Below are 18,480 nucleotides of genomic sequence, written 5' to 3' on the forward strand. Positions count from 1 at the left end.
GATATGATAGTAGATGAGCGTATCATTACATTCATCAACTCTTTTGAAACGCAGAACAGCGAAATATTAGAAACGATAGAGAAGGAAGCTCTTGCGTCCCGTGTGCCGATCATAAGGAAGGAGATGCAGAGCTTCCTTAAAGTACTTCTGACACTGACTAAGCCTAAAAAGGTGCTGGAAGTAGGGACAGCGGTTGGTTTCTCTGCGTTGTTGATGAGTGAGTATACTCCGGCGGACTGCCGAATAACGACAATTGAAAATTATGAAAAGCGGATTCCGGTGGCAAAGGAAAACTTTCTGCGTGCAGGACAGCAGGATAGGATCATTCTACTGGAAGGCGATGCTGCTGAAGTCTTAAAAAAGTTAAAAGAAAACTATGACTTTATCTTTATGGATGCGGCGAAGGGACAGTATATCCACTATCTTCCAGAGGTATTGCGGCTCCTTGCCAAAGATGGTGTACTGGTTTCGGATAATGTGATGCAGGACGGAGAGATCATTGAGTCCAGATTTGCTGTAGAGCGCAGAAACCGTACGATCCATGCCAGAATGAGAGAATATTTATACGAACTGAAGCATAGAGAAGAATTACTCACTACGATCCTTCCCTTAGGGGATGGCGTGGCAGTCAGTGTAAGAAAGGAAAAGAAAGAATGAGCAGACACCCTGAATTACTAATTCCCGCAAGCAGCCTGGAAGTGCTGAAAACAGCGGTCATATTCGGCGCGGATGCAGTTTATATCGGAGGCGAGGCGTTCGGACTGCGGGCGAAAGCAAAAAATTTTACAATGGAAGAGATGAAAGAAGGCATTGGATTTGCCCATGCCCATGACGTGAAGGTTTATGTGACAGCAAATATTCTCGCCCATAATGAAGATCTGGCGGGAGTCAGAGCATATTTTGAAGAATTAAAAGAGATACAGCCGGATGGACTGATCATTGCAGATCCTGGTGTTTTTGAGATTGCAAAAGAAATATGCCCGGAAATCGAGCGGCATATCAGTACACAGGCAAATAATACAAACTACGGAACCTATCAGTTTTGGTATAAGCAGGGAGCGAGCCGGGTGGTGGCGGCGCGAGAACTGTCTCTGCAGGAGATCAAAGAAATCAGAGCGCAGATTCCGGCGGATCTGGAAATCGAGGCATTTGTCCATGGGGCGATGTGCATATCCTATTCCGGACGCTGCCTGCTCAGCAATTATTTTACCGGCAGAGATGCCAATAAAGGCGCCTGTACGCACCCATGCCGCTGGAAATATGCAGTCGTGGAGGAGACGCGTCCGGGAGAATACATGCCGGTGTATGAAAACGAAAGAGGAACGTATATTTTTAATTCCAAAGATCTGTGTATGATCAGCCATATCCCGGAACTTTTGGACGCAGGCGTGGACAGCTTGAAAATAGAGGGAAGGATGAAAACAGCGCTGTATGTGGCGACTGTGGCAAGAACATACAGGAAAGCGATCGACGATTATCAGAAGGATCCTCGATTGTACGAAAAAAATATGCCTTGGTATTTGGAGCAGATATCCAACTGCACATACCGACAGTTCACTACGGGATTTTTCTTTGGAAAACCGGATGAAAATACCCAGATCTATGACAGCAATACCTATGTAAAGGAATATACGTATCTGGGGATCGTAGAAGAAGCAGTGGGAAACAGCGTTCATATCGAACAGCGCAACAAATTTTCCGTTGGAGAAAAAATCGAGATCATGAAGCCGGACGGAAGAAACATCGAGACGACTGTCAAAAGAATCGCTGACACAGAGGGAAAAGAACAGGAAAGTGCTCCACACCCAAAACAGGAACTAGTGGTAGAACTGGAGCATGCGGCAGAAAAATATGATCTGTTAAGAAGGGCAGAATAAGGAAAGAAGGCATGCAAAAAACCGGAAGGAATTCCTAAATCAAAAGGCTTCTATCCGGTTTTTCTTCATAGGGAAGGATATACTCTTTAAGAATATCATCAAGTGAAAAATCTCCGCAATTTTTCAATGGCGCTTTTTTCAATTCTGGAAACGTAGGAACGGGAAATGCCAAGTTGCCTGGCAATTTCCCGTTGTGTGTATTCTTCTCCGTTATAGAGGCCATACCGCATTTTTAGAACTAATTTTTCCCTGTTGGAAAGTTCGTTTTCTACCTTCTCATAGAGTTTTTGGATATTTTCTTTGAGATATACTTTTTCGGGGACATCAAATTCTCCGGTTTCGATAATATCATATAATTTAATCTCATTGCCTTCCCGGTCTGTGCCGATCGGTTCATAGAGGGAAATTTCTTTGTTTGTTTTCTTTTTCGCCCGCAGATACATGAGTATTTCATTTTCTATACAGCGGGAAGCATAAGCGGCAAGTCTGTTGCCCTTAGCGGGATTGAAGGTGACGACCGACTTGATCAGACCAATCGTCCCGATGGAGAGAAGATCTTCCGGATCCTCATCAAGAGACTGGTATTTTTTTATGACATGGGCGACAAGACGCAGATTACGTTCGATCAATATGTGCTTTGCCTGAAGATCTCCTTCTGTATATTTTTGGATGTAATATTTTTCTTCGGAAGGAGTAAGGGGAGTGGGAAATGATTTCAAGGGAAACACCTCTAAGCACATTTGATATAGTTTATGAGGCAACGCTGGAATTGGTGCTTTTCCAATGAAAAGAAGGACAGAGAAAAAAGTTTTATAATAAATTATAATGATTTTCTTGACATGTAAAGTAAATATAGACTATCATATACATACGTTCTCGGAGAGGTTCCTTTCCGGTGATCTTGCCTTTTTGTAAGGTATCAGGCCGATTCGGTCAAGTTTCAGATTTGTTACTTATATCGTTTGAGGTGTTTTCTATGCTATTCATGCAGGTATATCAAAATGCATGCGTTTGATGCGTGGCTTATCTGCTATACAGGTTTTCTCATCCGGAGGAAATTATGAGTGTAAGTACAGTATTTACCGCGGCAGTCAGAGGACTTGGCGTGGAGTTTATCCGTGTGGAGGCGGATATAAGCAATGGACTTCCGGTATTCCATATGGTGGGGTACCTTTCATCGGAAGTAAAAGAAGCGGCGGAGCGAGTGCGGACTGCGATAAAAAATACGGGGATAGAATATCCGCCGAAGAAGACAGTGATCAACCTTTCCCCGGCTACGATACGAAAAAAGGGAGCTTCTTTTGATCTGCCAATCGCGACAGCGGTTCTGACTGCGCTGGGGAAGATACCACAGGAGAGACTAAAAAGTACGCTGCTTATCGGAGAACTGGGACTGGATGGAAGAGTTTTAAAAGTACCGGGTATTCTGCCGATCGTAACAGAGGCGAAAAAGATACAAATAAAGACCTGTATCCTGCCGAAAGAAAATGCGGCGGAAGGCGCTCTTACAGGCGGCGTGGAGATAATCGGGGTAGAGACGCTGGAAGAGGTATATAGATATTTGAAAGGAGAGAAACAACTCCTTCCCTTTACGAAAAGCGCAGAAGATCAAAGAGAATGCCTGGGGCAGGAAATATTGGATTTTGCGGATATACAAGGGCAGGAAGTTGTGAAAAGGGCAGCGCAGATCGCCGTTGCCGGCGGACATAACCTTCTGTTGGTAGGTCCTCCGGGAAGTGGAAAATCTATGACGGCAAAGCGGATATCGACGATCCTGCCGCCTATGTCATTTAAAGAAAGTGTAGAGGTGACGAAGATATATAGCATAGCAGGACTTGTGGATACGGAACGTCCTCTTCTTGAAAAACGGCCTTTCCGCAGTGTGCATCATACGGCCACGAAGGCGGCTCTGACAGGAGGGGGTGTGATCCCCTCGCCGGGAGAGATTAGTCTGTCGCATGGAGGCGTTTTGTTTCTGGATGAGCTTCCTGAATTTAAAAAATCTGTTCTGGAAGTGCTGCGCCAACCTTTGGAGGAGAAGAAGATTGAAATCAACCGTGTGCATGGAAGCTATACCTTTCCAGCGGATTTTATGTTAGTTGCGGCGATGAATCCATGCCCCTGCGGATGTTATCCAGATATGGAACGGTGTACGTGTACACCGGCACAGATACAGAATTATTTAGGCAGGATCAGTCAGCCATTTCTTGACCGTATAGATATATGTGTCGAGGCACCGCGAGTCACGTATGAGGAACTGACTGAAAAAAAGAAGACGGAAACGTCTGCAGACATGAGGCAGAGGATCATAAAAGCAAGAAAGATACAGAAAAAAAGGTTTGCGAGGCAAGGTTTAGGAATTTATACAAACGGCAGCATGGGAATGAAAGAGACAGAACAGTTTTGTCCTTTGGATCAGACGGGACGGGCTATTTTAGAACAAGCATTTGAGACAATGAAACTGACGGCACGTTCTTATCACAAAATACTGAAAGTTGCCCGTACGATCGCGGATATGGAGGCGAATGAAAAGATTTGCGCGAGACATCTGACAGAGGCGATCGGATATCGAACGCTGGATAAAAAATATTGGGGAAGGTGATGGGAAATGATAGAAGCAGGAAGAGAATATGAATATTGGCTGGCACGTATAAAGCATTTATCCAATCAGAAAAAGTGTCTCCTGCACACACAATTTGCGTCGGCAGAGAAGGTATATTATATAGAAGAAACAGAGATAAAAAAAGTGTCGTTTTTAAATGAAAAAGAACAAAATACGGTCATACAGGCGCAAAAAGAAAAGAATTTGAAAGATATGTATGATAGGATAAAAAGCATGGGGATCAGGGTGATCACTTGTTTTATGGACACGTATCCACAAAAGTTAAAAGAAATCACAGATTTTCCATATGTACTGTATGTAAAAGGAAATCTGCCGGATGAAACGAAGAAACAGGCAGCCATTGTAGGAGCGCGCAGGTGTACTCCCTACGGGGAAAAATATGCACTTGAATTTGGAAAAAAATTAGCGGAATATGGTGTGGAGATCATAAGCGGATTGGCCAGAGGAATCGACGGAATGGGGCAAAGAGGCGCTTTGCTTGGCGCAGGAAAGACATTTGCGGTGCTTGGGTCAGGTGTGGATGTCTGTTATCCGAAGGAACATATGGGATTATATGTGGATATTTTAGAGCAGGGAGGAGGAATCATATCGGAACAGCCGCCGGGCACGCCGCCTCTTGCCCATTATTTTCCTATGAGAAACCGGATCATAAGTGGTCTGGCAGACAGCATACTGGTGATCGAAGCAAGAAAACGCAGTGGATCTTTGATCACGGCAGATATGGCGCTGGAGCAGGGAAAGGATATTTATGCGCTTCCGGGCCCTGTAAACAGTCATTTGAGCGAGGGATGCAATCAGCTGATAAGACAGGGAGCAGGTGTCCTTCTGTCGCCGGAAATGCTGTTGGAAGAAATGGGAGTGCAGATGTTATCTGAAAGTAAAAATCTATACAAAAATGAAAAAACGCTTGAAAGTCCGGAAAATATGGTGTATAGTTGTGTCGGTCTGTATCCCAAGAGTATCAGCCGTTTAGTGGAAGAAACGAAACTTGGAAGTGAAGAACTGTTGCAAATACTGGTATCTTTGGAATTGCAGGGCTTTATCAGAGAAATATCGAAAAACTATTATATAAAGATCAAATAGACATAAATTGCCAATGGAGGAGTAGTATTTTATGGCGCATTATCTTGTAATCGTGGAGTCACCGGCGAAGGTAAAGACAATCAAAAAATTTCTGGGGAGCAGTTACACGGTAGATGCCTCTCAGGGACATGTGCGGGATCTGCCCAAAAGCCAGTTAGGCGTGGATGTGGAGCATGATTATGACCCGAAATATATTACCATACGCGGAAAAGGTGATATTCTGGCAAAATTAAGAAAAGAAGCAAAAAAAGCAGACAAGGTATATCTTGCGACTGACCCGGACCGGGAGGGGGAAGCAATCTCATGGCATCTGGCGGCGGCATTGAAGTTAGACTCCAAGAAAATGCGCAGGATCACATTCAATGAAATTACAAAAAATGCCGTGAAAGCATCTTTAAAGCATCCGCGGGACATAGATATGAATCTGGTGGACGCGCAGCAGGCGCGCCGTGTATTAGACCGGATGGTGGGGTATCGGATCAGCCCGCTTCTCTGGGCAAAGGTAAAGAGAGGTTTAAGTGCCGGGAGAGTACAGTCTGTAGCTCTCCGTCTGATCGCGGATCGGGAAGAAGAAATAGATGCGTTTATACCGGAAGAATATTGGAGCCTGGATGCGATTCTTAAGGTAGAAGGAGAAAAACGACCGCTGACGGCAAAGTTCTATGGAACAGAGAAAGAGAAAATAACGATCCATTCAGAAGAAGAGATGGATAAGATCAGGAAAGAATTAGAAAAAGAGCACTTTTCTATTACAAATATCAAGCAAAGTGAAAGGCTGAGAAAAGCGCCTCTTCCATTTACGACAAGTACGCTGCAGCAGGAGGCGGCAAAGGCGTTGAATTTTGGTACGCAAAAGACGATGCGGATCGCGCAGCAGTTGTATGAGGGGATCGATATCAAAGGAAATGGAACAGTGGGCGTTATCACTTATCTGCGTACGGATTCTACCAGGATCGCAGAAGAGGCAGATGCAGCGGCAAGAGAGTATATTGCCGAGACCTATGGAAAAGAATATGTGATAGAACAAACAGGGACAAAGAAGACAGAGAAAAAGATCCAGGATGCTCATGAGGCGATCCGTCCTACAGATATTACGAGAACACCAGCTTCTTTAAAAGAGTCTCTCTCCAGAGATCAGTTTCGTCTGTATCAGCTGATATGGAAGCGGTTTGCGGCAAGCAGGATGCAGCCGGCCCGATACGAGACAACGGCAGTAAAGATCGGCGCCGGGAAATATGTCTTTACAGTAACAACGTCCAAGATCGCGTTCCAGGGATTTCGCTCGGTCTATACAGAGGCAGATGAAGAAAAGGAAGAGAACAATGTACTGGTAGGCGGACTAAAGGAAGACTCTCGCCTGGAAAAGGAGGAGTTTGATGCCAAACAGCACTTTACACAGCCCCCTGCGCATTATACGGAGGCGACGCTTGTCAAGGCTTTAGAGGAACTCGGCATCGGCAGACCGAGTACGTATGCGCCTACGATCTCGACCATCCTGGGCAGACGTTATATTACCAAAGAGGCGAAAAATCTATATATCACAGAAATAGGTGAAGTTGTCAACAGTATTATGAAACGCTCCTTCCCGAGTATAGTGGATGTGAATTTCACAGCGAATATGGAAGGCCTTCTGGATATGGTGGAAGAAGGAAAAGTAGCATGGAAAGATGTCATACGAAACTTTTATCCGGATTTAAATGAGGCCGTTAATACAGCGGAGAAAGAGTTGGAAAGTGTGAAGATTGAAGACGAGGTGACAGATGTCGTTTGCGAGGAATGTGGACGCAATATGGTCATCAAATACGGTCCTCATGGCAAATTCCTGGCTTGTCCCGGTTTTCCTGAATGCCGGAATACGAAGCCATATCTTGAAAAGATCGGAGTTGCGTGTCCTTTATGCGGCAAAGAGGTTGTGATCCGCAAGACGAAGAAAGGACGAAAATATTACGGGTGTGAAAATAATCCGGAGTGTGAATTTATGTCATGGCAGAAGCCATCCAAAGAAAAATGCCCGGAATGTGGAAAATACATGGTGGAAAAGGGAAATAAGTTAGTTTGTTCGGATGAAAAGTGTGGATATGTCCGAGAATTGAAAAAGATTTAATGAATTGTATTGAAAATTCAGAAATTATATGATAACATATGCTTGTCTAGTGAATTGATGGGTTTTGTATATACAATTGGTTTGGAGGAAATGATGAGCGTACAGTTATTAGATAAGACAAGAAAGATTAATAAACTGCTGCACAACAATAATTCTAGTAAGGTGGTTTTTAATGACATATGTGCTGTCCTTACAGAAATTTTAGATTCCAGTGTTCTTGTTGTCAGTAAGAAAGGGAAGATCCTTGGCGTTAGTAAATGCAATACAGTAGACGAGATACACGAATTGATCACAGAGTCAGTCGGCGCGCATATCGACAGTATGCTCAATGAGCGTCTGCTGAATATTCTTTCCACAAAGGAAAATGTCAATCTGGAAACGCTGGGCTTCTCGGCAGAGGCGGCGCAGGGTTATCAGGCGATCGTTACACCGATCAATATTGCGGGGGAACGTCTGGGTACACTGTTTATCTATAAGCAGACGGATATGTATTCTATAGACGATATTATTTTAAGCGAATACGGGACGGCTGTTGTGGGACTTGAGATGCTGCGTTCTGTCAATGAGGAAAGCGCGGAGGAGACGCGGAAAGAACACATTGTACAGTCTGCGATCAGCACGCTTTCTTTTTCGGAGTTGGAGGCGATCATCCATATTTTTGAAGAACTGGACGGAACAGAAGGTATCCTGGTCGCAAGCAAGGTGGCTGACCGGGTAGGAATTACTCGTTCTGTGATCGTCAATGCGCTGCGCAAATTCGAGAGCGCAGGCGTGATCGAATCCCGATCTTCGGGGATGAAAGGAACGTATATAAAAGTTTTGAACGATTATGTATTTACAGAGTTAGAAAAAATTAAAAAAGAACGTATGTGATATACAAGAAAAGAAGGGGTATCAGAATAGACTGATACCCCTTATGTGACAGAAGGAGGGACGAGGATGTACGAAGGAAATCCGGTAGACTTAAAGATGGAAAAGGTGATATCGGCAGATGGAATCTTTGACGAAGTGACACATCAGTGCCGCGTTTTAAGATATGATCTGGAAGAAGACGAGATGTTTTTGGAATTAAAGGAGAAAGACCTGACTGCTATTTCACTGGACGCGAAATATAGATGCTATATTTCAGCGAGAACTGAACTGTTGTACTGCACGGGTGTCGTGAAAGAGAGGTATCAGTCTGAAAACAGAAATATATTGAGATTTAGGATTGAAAATGGATTCTACAGTGTGCATGAAACGGGAAGAGGTTAAATGAATATAAACTAATTATAAAATTTAGAAACTCTGTTGACAAATAGTCAGCAGAGTGCTATTTTATATTCATGAGGTTAGCACTCAGTACAAATGAGTGCTAATAAAAGGCATAAAGCAAAAATTAAGGAGGAATTACTATGAAGTTAGTACCATTGGGTGACAAAATTGTGTTAAAACAGTTAGAAGCAGAAGAAACAACAAAATCAGGCATCGTTTTACCTGGGCAGGCAAAGGAAAAGCCGCAGGAAGCAGAAGTTATAGCTGTAGGACCTGGTGGAATCATAGATGGAAAAGAAGTGACAATGCAGGTGAAAGCAGGGGATAAAGTTATTTATTCCAAATATGCGGGAACAGAAGTAGAGTTGGAAGGCGACAGTTATATTATCGTAAAACAGAATGATATACTTGCGATCGTAGAATAAAGCCTGAAAATTGAAGTGAAAGAATCAATACTGAGAAAATAAAAAAGGAGATGCTTAAAAATGGCAAAGGAAATCAAATATGGAGCTGAAGCCAGAGCAGCGTTGGAAAAAGGTGTAAATCAGCTGGCAGATACAGTAAGTGTAACATTGGGACCAAAAGGAAGAAATGTCGTACTGGATAAATCTTTTGGCGCACCGCTTATTACAAATGACGGTGTAACGATCGCGAAAGAGATCGAACTGGAAGATGGTTTTGAAAATATGGGAGCACAGCTGATCAGAGAAGTTGCTTCTAAGACAAATGACGTAGCAGGTGACGGAACGACAACAGCAACTGTTCTGGCGCAGGCAATGGTAAACGAAGGAATGAAGAACCTGGCAGCAGGCGCAAATCCGATCGTACTGCGCAAAGGTATGAAAAAAGCAACTGACAAAGCTGTAGAGGCGATTGCGGCGATGAGCAGTAAGGTAAAAGACAAAGAGCAGATCGCAAGAGTTGCAGCTGTTTCTTCAGGTGATGAGTCTGTAGGACAGATGGTAGCAGACGCTATGGAAAAAGTTTCTAACGACGGCGTTATCACGATTGAAGAATCCAAGACGATGCATACAGAATTGGATCTGGTAGAAGGTATGCAGTTCGACCGCGGATACATTTCAGCATATATGGCAACAGACATGGAGAAAATGGAAGCCAACTTAGAAGATCCATATATCCTGATCACAGATAAAAAGATTTCCAGTATCCAGGATCTATTGCCTTTGTTGGAACAGGTTGTACAATCAGGCGCGAAACTTCTGATCATTGCAGAGGATATCGAAGGCGAAGCACTTAGTACACTGATCATAAATAAACTGCGTGGAACATTCAACGTAGTTGCTGTAAAGGCACCTGGATATGGAGACAGAAGAAAAGAAATGCTGCAGGATATTGCGATTCTGACAGGCGGCCAGGTGATTTCCGAAGAACTCGGACTTGATCTGAAAGAAACGACAATGGAACAGCTTGGACGTGCAAAATCTGTAAAAGTACAGAAAGAAAATACTGTGATCGTAGACGGATGCGGCGATAAACAAGCGATAGAAGATCGTGTCGCACAGATCAAAAGAGGAATTGAAGAGACAACTTCAGACTTTGACAGAGAAAAATTACAGGAAAGATTGGCTAAACTTGCCGGTGGTGTTGCAGTGATCCGCGTAGGCGCTGCTACAGAGACAGAGATGAAAGAAGCAAAACTGCGAATGGAAGACGCGCTGAACGCAACAAGAGCAGCAGTTGAGGAAGGAATCATCGCAGGAGGCGGTTCCGCTTATATCCATGCGGCAAAAGAAGTGGAAAAGATGGCGGAAGAACTGGATGGAGATGAAAAGACAGGCGCTAAGATCATCTTGAAAGCTTTGGAAGCTCCATTGTATCACATTGTTACAAACGCAGGTCTGGAAGGTTCTGTGGTCATCAATAAGGTAAGAGAAGAAAAACCAGGAATGGGATTTGACGCATATAAAGAAGAATATGTAGATATGGTAAAAGAAGGAATCTTGGATCCGGCGAAGGTTACAAGAAGTGCCCTGCAGAATGCGACAAGCGTTGCGTCTACACTGCTCACAACAGAATCCGTCGTTTCTACGATCAAAGAAGATACACCTGCTATGCCAGCTGGCGGAGCGGGCGGCATGGGAATGATGTAATCTATTTCCCGAAAGCAGATAAGAAAAAGAAAGAGAAAGAGAAGTCTAAAACAGGCTTCTCTTTTTTTGAAATCTGGCAGAATAGCAAGGAAATTTTCTTTTATAAGCAGGGCTTCATAATAGAGTTTAAAAATTCTCAATATCAAATAGAGATACCGTGCGGCAATCTATTGACAATTACTTTGAATTTTTGTACCATATCAGATAAACCAAAGTTGTACATATTTGAGAAAGAGAGGAAGAGAAAACATGGGAAAAATTATCGGAGAAGGTATTACATTTGACGATGTGCTCCTGGTACCGGCATATTCAGAAGTAATTCCAAACGAGGTGGATCTGTCTACAAATCTGACAAAGAAAATAAAATTAAATATCCCAATGATGAGTGCCGGCATGGATACTGTTACAGAACATCGTATGGCGATCGCGATGGCGAGACAGGGCGGGGTCGGCATTATCCATAAAAATATGGCGATCGAGCAGCAGGCAGAAGAAGTGGATAAAGTAAAACGCTCGGAGAACGGTGTTATCACCGACCCATTTTTCCTTTCCCCGGAACATACATTAGGCGATGCAAATGATTTGATGGCAAAATTCCGTATTTCAGGAGTACCGATCACAGAAGGCAGAAAACTGGTTGGAATCATCACAAACCGTGATTTAAAGTTTGAAGAAGATTTTTCAAAGAAGATCAAGGAGTCCATGACATCAGAAGGACTCATTACGGCGCAGGAAGGAATCACGTTGGATGAGGCGAAGAAAATTCTTGCCAAAGCAAGAAAAGAGAAACTTCCGATCGTAGATGCAGAGGGCAATTTAAAAGGCCTGATCACGATAAAGGATATTGAAAAGCAGATCAAATATCCTTTGTCTGCTAAAGATTCTCAAGGGCGTCTGCTCTGCGGAGCTGCTATCGGTATCACGGCAAATTGTCTGGAGCGTGTAAGCGAACTGGTAAAAGCAAAAGTAGATGTGGTTGTCATGGATTCCGCGCATGGACATTCTGCTAATGTGCTGCATACAGTCCGTATGGTGAAGGAAAAGTATCCGGATCTGCAGGTGATTGCAGGAAATGTAGCGACAGGAGAGGCGACAAAAGCCTTGATCGAAGCAGGGGCGGATGCAGTAAAGGTTGGGATCGGACCAGGTTCTATCTGTACGACACGTGTAGTTGCAGGTATCGGCGTACCGCAGATTACGGCTGTTATGGATTGTTACGAGGCAGCAAAAGAATATGGCGTGCCGATCATTGCAGATGGAGGTATCAAATATTCTGGTGACATGACGAAAGCGATCGCAGCGGGCGCGAATGTCTGTATGATGGGAAGTATCTTTGCCGGATGTGATGAAAGTCCGGGAACATTTGAACTTTTCCAAGGCAGAAAGTATAAAGTATACCGTGGAATGGGCTCTATCGCGGCCATGGAAAATGGAAGCAAAGACCGTTATTTCCAGGAAAACGCAAAGAAACTGGTACCTGAAGGCGTAGAAGGACGAGTTGCGTATAAGGGAACAGTGGAAGATACGGTGTTCCAGCTTATGGGTGGGATCCGTTCCGGTATGGGATACTGCGGCGCTCACACGATCGAAGAATTAAAGGAAAGCGGAAAATTTATCAAGATTTCTGCGGCGTCCTTAAAAGAGAGCCATCCACACGACATCCATATTACAAAAGAAGCTCCAAACTACAGTGTGGACGAGTAGGGTAAATAGATAAGAAAAGAAGATAAGGAAAACATGGAAAGGAGAGATCCTGCAGGCGGCACAGAGCCTGCAAGGTCTCTTCTTGCTTGGCGGAGTTTATTTTTTGAAATTAGTTTCGATGGAAGGAAGTTATGGAAAGTGCGGAGATTTTGCTGTGAAGGAGTATACTGCGTGGAAAGACAACGGAAGAAAATAAAGAGAGAATATATCGCAGGTCTCTGAAAAGGAAAATGAATTTAAGAAATTCTTATAAAATCGTGTGTACAAAATGTGCTAATATAGAGGCAGATTAAGCGACTAAGGGGCATACAAATGAAAAGAAAGAAATACAGCAGAAATACATACAGATACAGTAAAAGGAAGAAGCAGTTGTATACGAAGATTGGATTGTGTGTACTGCTTATCCTTACCCTGCTTTCTATCCTGTATGCTTGTATAGGCAAGCAGAATAAAGACAATACAGGTATCCGCGTAGATGCGTCGAAGCCGGAGATCGACGTACAGCTTTTAGATGTCAATGAGTATTCCAGACCGGGAATAGAGTCAGACGGCATTACCGGCATTGTGATTCATTATACTGCCAATCCGGGCTCCACTGCCCAGGAAAACAGAGATTATTTTAATGGATTAAAAGACAGCGGTGAAACATCTGTGAGCAGCAATTTTGTGATCGGGTTGGAAGGGGAGATCATCCAATGTGTCCCCACCTGGGAAGTTGCGTATGCATCCAATGAGAGAAATAGGGATACAGTATCCATAGAATGTTGTCATCCAGATAAGAGCGGGGAATTTACAAAGGAAACGTATCGTTCGACGGTACAGCTTACCGCATGGCTGTGTGAGAAATTCGGGCTTACTGAAAACGAAGTGATCCGGCATTATGATGTGACAGGCAAGAACTGTCCAAAGTACTTTGTGGAAAATGAGAAGGCGTGGGAACTATTCAAAGGAGATGTAAAGGCCGCTATGGAAAGGTCGGAAGAAGGTGCGAAATAGGTAGACGCAAAAGGCAGCTGTGCTCTATATATCTGGGAGCGGATGTTGGTGACGGATGTTAGAGGAATATTTCTTGCTATCACATACAAAAGTTGTTATAATATGTTAGATTGCTAGTTCGTGCCCTGGCGGCAGTAGGAGTTAGCGCAGCAGGCGGACAGCAAATACAGGCGGCTGGTCGTAAGATAAGATCTGCTTTGCCGGAAAAGGAAGAAAGAGATGAATGATTTAGAGATGTACCGGGAGCAGCTGGCGATCTGCGACGATAAGATCATAGATGCTCTGGTCGAGAGAAATGCTGTGATAGAGAAGATCATGGCATATAAGGAAAAATATGGAATGACCGTTTTACAGCCTGCACAGGAAGAAAAGCAGGAAAAACGGCGAAGAGAAAAGCTTGCGGGGAATAAATACCAGGAAGAGATACAGGATGTTTTTAAAAGGATCATGCGCAGCAGCAAAAGGATCCAGGCGAGAAAACTGTTTCATTATAATATCGTTTTGATCGGTTTTATGGGAGCAGGAAAATCCACGGTATCAGATTATCTGAGTACGGTGTTTGCCATGCGCCTGATAGAAATGGATCAGGTGATAGAAGAACAAGAAGAAATGAGTATTTCGGATATTTTTGCCACATATGGTGAAGAATATTTTCGAGGATTGGAGACAAAACTCTTAAAAGAGCTGCAGACAGGAACAAATTGTGTCATTTCCTGTGGGGGCGGGGCCGCCCTGCGTGAGGAAAATGTCAAAGAGATGAAGAAAAATGGCAGGGTGGTTCTTTTGACTGCCAGTCCGCAGACTGTGTATGAACGAGTAAAGGGCTGCGACGACCGTCCTGTGCTTGCCGGCCGCAATAACGTAGAAGCGATCGCGGAGATGATGGAGATGCGGCGGGAAAAATATGAGGCGGCTGCAGACGTAGTCATCCAGACGGATCATAAGACAGTATTGCAGATATGTGAAGAAATCATTACAAAATTGATGGAGTTAGATGAGAAGTAATGTTTGAACGTTTTTTTCCGGATGTGTATATGGAATCGACATATGCCGTCCCATTTGAAAAGTTGTATGAAGAAGGTATAAGAGGAGTCATATTTGATATAGACAATACACTGGTACCGCACGGCGCGCCGGCGGACGAGCGTGCGGAAGATTTGTTCGCGCGGCTGAAAGGCATCGGGTTTTCGACTTGCCTTATATCCAATAATCAAGAGCCTCGTGTAAAGATGTTCAATCAGAACATTGGAACGGATTATATATATAATGCCCATAAGCCGTCCACGAAAAATTATGTCAAGGCTATGGAGATCATGGGAACAGACAGGACAAATACGGTCTTTATCGGAGATCAGTTATTTACAGATGTATGGGGAGCTAAGCGTGCGGGAATACGCAATATCTTGGTGAAACCGCTCCATCCGAAAGAAGAGATACAGATCGTTTTGAAAAGATACCTGGAAAAAGTGGTTTTACATTTTTACGAGAAGAAAATGCGCAGATGAGAATCGCAGAAAGTGCAGAAAACAAAAAAAGCTTGAAAAAAGAAGCAAACTATTATAGAATTATAAACAGTCGATAGTAGGAGAACGCATAGGAATGCGTGGTTGAAGGAGGATTACGAATGATTTCAGCAGGAGATTTTAAAAATGGTGTGACCGTTGAGATAGACGGAAATATTTATCAGATCTTAGAGTTCCAGCATGTAAAGCCTGGAAAAGGAGCGGCGTTCGTTAGAACAAAATTAAAAAATATCATCAGCGGAGGAGCAGTGGAGAAAACTTTCCGCCCGACAGAAAAGTTTCCGAAGGCGCACATTGATAGGAAAGATATGCAGTATCTGTACAACGACGGAGATCTGTATAACTTCATGGATGTAGAGACATATGATCAGATCGCGCTGAACACAGAAGTTGTAGGAGACGCATTGAAATTTGTAAAGGAAAACGAGACAGTAAAGATCTGTTCACATAATGGCAATGTATTTTCTGTAGAGCCGCCATTGTTTGTAGAACTGGCGATCACAGAGACAGAACCTGGATTCAAGGGTGATACGGCGCAGGGGGCTACAAAGCCGGCTGTAGTAGAAACCGGGGCAACTGTTATGGTTCCGCTGTTTTGTGAAACAGGAGATGTCCTGAAGATCGATACACGTACAGGCGAATATCTCTCAAGAGTATAATAGAATATAAAAAGATATATCGACAGCGTCCTGCCAGTGAAAACAAGCAGGGCGTTGTTTTTCGATAGGAGAAATTTTTCACTATGATAGAATAGAAAAATCGGAATACAACAAAATGTTGCACAAAGTAGGATTGTTTTTTGTAAGCATGTCTTTTATAATTAAAATTACCCGTTAGATTCAATTCAAATAAGATGCAAATCATAAGTATCTGTTGGCACAGATCGTGCCGGTTTTCTCAAAGTAAAAAGATGAACGCGCAAAAGGAAAGGAGCAGTATGGAATATCAGGAATTTGTGCGTGCAGTGAAAGAAGAAGTAAACAGAAAATTAGAAGGAGGGATGAAAGCCGTCATTTATAAGGCAGTAAAAAATAATGGAAAAGAAAAGAGTGGTCTTCTGATAGAGACACCGGGGATCAATATTTCTCCTACGATCTATCTGGAAGAGTTCTATGAAGAGTTTGAAGAGGGGGAATCCTTGGAAAAAATCGCGGTGGAGATCGTATATTTTTATGAAAAAGTACGATGTGAACATTCCTGGGATCCTGAAGAGATAAGAACATATGACAGCGTAAAGAAAAAGATTGCGTTTAAACTGATCAATACAGAAAAAAATAAAGAACTCTTAAAGCTGGCGCCGCATATTTCCATGTTAGATCTTTCAATCGTTTTTTACGTGCTTTTGGAGATAACAGAGTATGGCAGCGCGACAATGCTGCTGTATAACGACCACCTGAACAGATGGAACGTAAGTGTGGGCAGGATATGGGAAGACGCGCGGAAAAACGTGCTGACATTACTTCCCGCACAGTTTTTTACTATGCGTAGTATATTGCAGGGAGACATGGAAAAAGAGGAGTGCACAGGAAACCAGAAAGGACAGGATCTGCTGCAGCATGACAGTCTGGAGAGAGACTGCATGTATGTACTTTCGAACCGCGTTCGCAATCTGGGGGCTGCGTGCATCCTGTATCCGAAGATGCTGGAGAGGATAGGAGGGATATTGGAGGAAGATTATTATATCCTGCCAAGCAGCATACATGAAGTGGTGATCGTGCCGGCATCTAAAGGGACACATTCGGAAGAAATGAGCAAAATGGTAAAAGAGATCAATGGAACGCAGGTCCTTGCGGAAGAAATTTTAAGCGATCACGCGTATTTTTATGAATGTTCAAAGAAAAAGCTGAAAGGTTGCTCTTTACAATCTGCTGGAATTATGCTAGGATAATTAAGGTTACTCTGTTGGGATAAAAACATACAGGGTGCTGCTTTTTATACGTCTGTAGCTCAGTGGATAGAGCAATGCCCTCCGGAGGCATGTGCGGCGGTTCGATCCCGCCCAGACGTGTATTTTTTATGTCTGTAAGCGGAAAGAAAAAAAGAAAGCACATGTTGGAAAGGGGCAGAAGGATGAGAGGGTATAAACAAGCATTTCAAAAAGCATTTCCTTACACGATTCCTGTATTGACGGGATATTTGTTTATTGGCATTGCTTTTGGCGTGATGTACGCAGAAAAAGGGTATTCTGCCTTGTGGGCGGTGCTGATGAGCGTGTTGGTATATGCCGGTTCAGGACAATATCTGGCGGTGAATTTTTTTGTGCCGGGCGTTTCTTTTCTACATGTTGCGTTTATGACATTGATGGTAAATATACGACACATATTTTATGGACTCTCTTTGTTAGATACATTCCACCACATGGGAAAGAAGAGGTGGTATATGATTTTTTCTTTGACAGATGAGACATACTCTCTTTTGTGTACGGTTAAGATACCAAAGGAAGTAGAAGAAGATAAGTTTTTGTTTGCCATCGCTCTTTTGGATCAGAGCTACTGGGTGATCGGTTCGGCGATCGGCGGTGTATTAAAAAACGTGCTTCCCTTTAATGCAGAAGGAATTGAGTTTGCTATGACAGCCTTATTCGTGGTGATTTTTATAGAGCAGTGGATGGAGAAGAAAAACAGGATTCCAGCTGCGATTGGAGTGACGGCAGCGTTTGTATGTCTTCAGATCTTTGGAAGCGCAAACTTTGTATTTCCGACCATGCTGCTGTGCATATTGATACTTTTTGTGTCCAGAAAGCAGCTTTCAAAGGAGGCGGGGATATGCCAGTAAATGCGGGAACTTCTATTTTGATCATTCTGGTAGTGTCTGTGACGACATTTTGTACGAGGGTAGTGCCCTTTCTTGTATTTCCGAAAGGAAAGAAGATCCCTGCGGTCGTAGAGTATCTGGGTAAGGTGCTGACGCCTGCGGTGATCGGTATGCTGGTCGTGTATTGTCTGAAAGACACGGCCATAGCAGCTTCGCCGCATGGCATGCCGGAAGCGGCGGCAGTATTGGCTGTGGCAGTGCTGCATATTTGGAAGAGAAATAATTTGTTGAGTATAGGCGTGGGAACAGTGCTGTATATGTTTTTGATACAAGTGGTCTTTTAAGCATAAGTAAAAGGTGATAAAAGAAAAGCGGAGAAGATATACCCGAATAGGAAGTATCTTCTCCACTTTTGTTTATGCACCTGGCAGCGTGCGTTTCTAGCGGAAAA

The 18,480-nt window shown here is 43.5% G+C and carries 18 protein-coding genes and 1 tRNA gene; 18 read left to right on the forward strand and 1 reads right to left on the reverse strand.

The features are described from left to right. Positions 1–3 precede the first annotated feature (3 nt). Both WKT01_RS03920 and WKT01_RS03925 read left to right on the forward strand, forming a co-directional pair. Positions 4–657 carry an O-methyltransferase gene (locus WKT01_RS03920; RefSeq protein WP_059068225.1) on the forward strand — a complete coding sequence of 218 codons (654 nt, stop codon included), beginning with the start codon at positions 4–6 and terminating at the stop codon, positions 655–657. After that, entirely contained in the window at positions 654–1,877 is a 1,224-nt protein-coding gene (locus WKT01_RS03925; RefSeq protein WP_059068227.1) for a peptidase U32 family protein, read from the forward strand. The genes WKT01_RS03920 and WKT01_RS03925 overlap by 4 nt, the downstream gene beginning before the upstream one ends. Positions 1,878–1,975: 98 nt before the next feature. Here the strand turns inward: WKT01_RS03925 and sigK are convergent, their stop codons facing one another. Next, positions 1,976–2,596 (reverse strand): RNA polymerase sporulation sigma factor SigK, encoded by a 621-nt coding sequence (gene sigK / locus WKT01_RS03930; protein ID WP_117975170.1) that lies wholly within the window; start codon positions 2,594–2,596, stop codon positions 1,976–1,978. Positions 2,597–2,895: 299 nt separating this feature from the next. On the opposite strand from sigK, the gene WKT01_RS03935 reads away from it, so the two are divergent. From WKT01_RS03935 to WKT01_RS04010, 16 genes are all read left to right on the forward strand, one after another. After that, on the forward strand, positions 2,896–4,479 hold the full coding sequence (locus tag WKT01_RS03935) for a YifB family Mg chelatase-like AAA ATPase (RefSeq protein WP_270395209.1): 1,584 nt from the start codon (positions 2,896–2,898) through the stop codon (positions 4,477–4,479). A gap of 6 nt (positions 4,480–4,485) precedes the next feature. Next, complete coding sequence (dprA, locus tag WKT01_RS03940; protein WP_059068268.1) at positions 4,486–5,583, forward strand: DNA-processing protein DprA; 1,098 nt, start codon at positions 4,486–4,488, stop codon at positions 5,581–5,583. A 31-nt stretch (positions 5,584–5,614) separates the two neighbouring features. Beyond that, a complete protein-coding gene (gene topA / locus WKT01_RS03945; RefSeq protein WP_059068270.1) occupies positions 5,615–7,687 on the forward strand; it encodes a type I DNA topoisomerase in 2,073 nt (690 codons plus the stop codon). Positions 7,688–7,780: 93 nt separating this feature from the next. Further along, positions 7,781–8,560 carry a GTP-sensing pleiotropic transcriptional regulator CodY gene (gene codY, locus WKT01_RS03950; RefSeq protein ID WP_059068272.1) on the forward strand — a complete coding sequence of 260 codons (780 nt, stop codon included), beginning with the start codon at positions 7,781–7,783 and terminating at the stop codon, positions 8,558–8,560. Positions 8,561–8,626: 66 nt separating this feature from the next. Further along, entirely contained in the window at positions 8,627–8,941 is a 315-nt protein-coding gene (locus WKT01_RS03955; protein ID WP_059068274.1) for a hypothetical protein, read from the forward strand. A 140-nt stretch (positions 8,942–9,081) separates the two neighbouring features. After that, positions 9,082–9,366: a co-chaperone GroES gene (locus WKT01_RS03960; RefSeq protein ID WP_059068276.1), complete on the forward strand. Its 285-nt coding sequence runs from the start codon at positions 9,082–9,084 to the stop codon at positions 9,364–9,366. Between the two features lie 60 nt (positions 9,367–9,426). Continuing rightward, on the forward strand, positions 9,427–11,052 hold the full coding sequence (groL, locus tag WKT01_RS03965; protein ID WP_059068278.1) for a chaperonin GroEL: 1,626 nt from the start codon (positions 9,427–9,429) through the stop codon (positions 11,050–11,052). A 249-nt stretch (positions 11,053–11,301) separates the two neighbouring features. Further along, on the forward strand, positions 11,302–12,756 hold the full coding sequence (gene guaB / locus WKT01_RS03970; RefSeq protein WP_059068280.1) for an IMP dehydrogenase: 1,455 nt from the start codon (positions 11,302–11,304) through the stop codon (positions 12,754–12,756). A gap of 312 nt (positions 12,757–13,068) precedes the next feature. Continuing rightward, positions 13,069–13,752, forward strand: coding sequence for a peptidoglycan recognition protein family protein (locus WKT01_RS03975; RefSeq protein WP_340311484.1), 684 nt, complete (start codon positions 13,069–13,071; stop codon positions 13,750–13,752). 219 nt (positions 13,753–13,971) lie between these two features. After that, positions 13,972–14,757 carry a shikimate kinase gene (locus WKT01_RS03980; RefSeq protein ID WP_117975166.1) on the forward strand — a complete coding sequence of 262 codons (786 nt, stop codon included), beginning with the start codon at positions 13,972–13,974 and terminating at the stop codon, positions 14,755–14,757. Next, positions 14,757–15,257 (forward strand): YqeG family HAD IIIA-type phosphatase, encoded by a 501-nt coding sequence (locus WKT01_RS03985; RefSeq protein ID WP_059068288.1) that lies wholly within the window; start codon positions 14,757–14,759, stop codon positions 15,255–15,257. The genes WKT01_RS03980 and WKT01_RS03985 overlap by 1 nt, the downstream gene beginning before the upstream one ends. A 119-nt stretch (positions 15,258–15,376) precedes the next feature. Beyond that, a complete protein-coding gene (gene efp, locus WKT01_RS03990) occupies positions 15,377–15,934 on the forward strand; it encodes an elongation factor P (protein ID WP_059068290.1) in 558 nt (185 codons plus the stop codon). 278 nt (positions 15,935–16,212) lie between these two features. Beyond that, a complete protein-coding gene (locus WKT01_RS03995; protein ID WP_340311485.1) occupies positions 16,213–17,163 on the forward strand; it encodes a DUF5688 family protein in 951 nt (316 codons plus the stop codon). A 48-nt stretch (positions 17,164–17,211) separates the two neighbouring features. After that, a tRNA-Arg gene (locus WKT01_RS04000) sits at positions 17,212–17,283 on the forward strand. Between the two features lie 62 nt (positions 17,284–17,345). Continuing rightward, complete coding sequence (locus WKT01_RS04005) at positions 17,346–18,050, forward strand: AzlC family ABC transporter permease (protein WP_340311486.1); 705 nt, start codon at positions 17,346–17,348, stop codon at positions 18,048–18,050. Then, on the forward strand, positions 18,041–18,373 hold the full coding sequence (locus WKT01_RS04010) for a branched-chain amino acid transporter permease (protein WP_340311487.1): 333 nt from the start codon (positions 18,041–18,043) through the stop codon (positions 18,371–18,373). Before WKT01_RS04005 ends, WKT01_RS04010 begins: the two co-directional genes overlap by 10 nt. Positions 18,374–18,480: the final 107 nt, after the last annotated feature.

The organism is Mediterraneibacter sp. ICN-202921, from assembly GCF_037890075.1.
Classification (GTDB): Bacteria; Bacillota; Clostridia; order Lachnospirales; family Lachnospiraceae; genus Mediterraneibacter; species Mediterraneibacter massiliensis.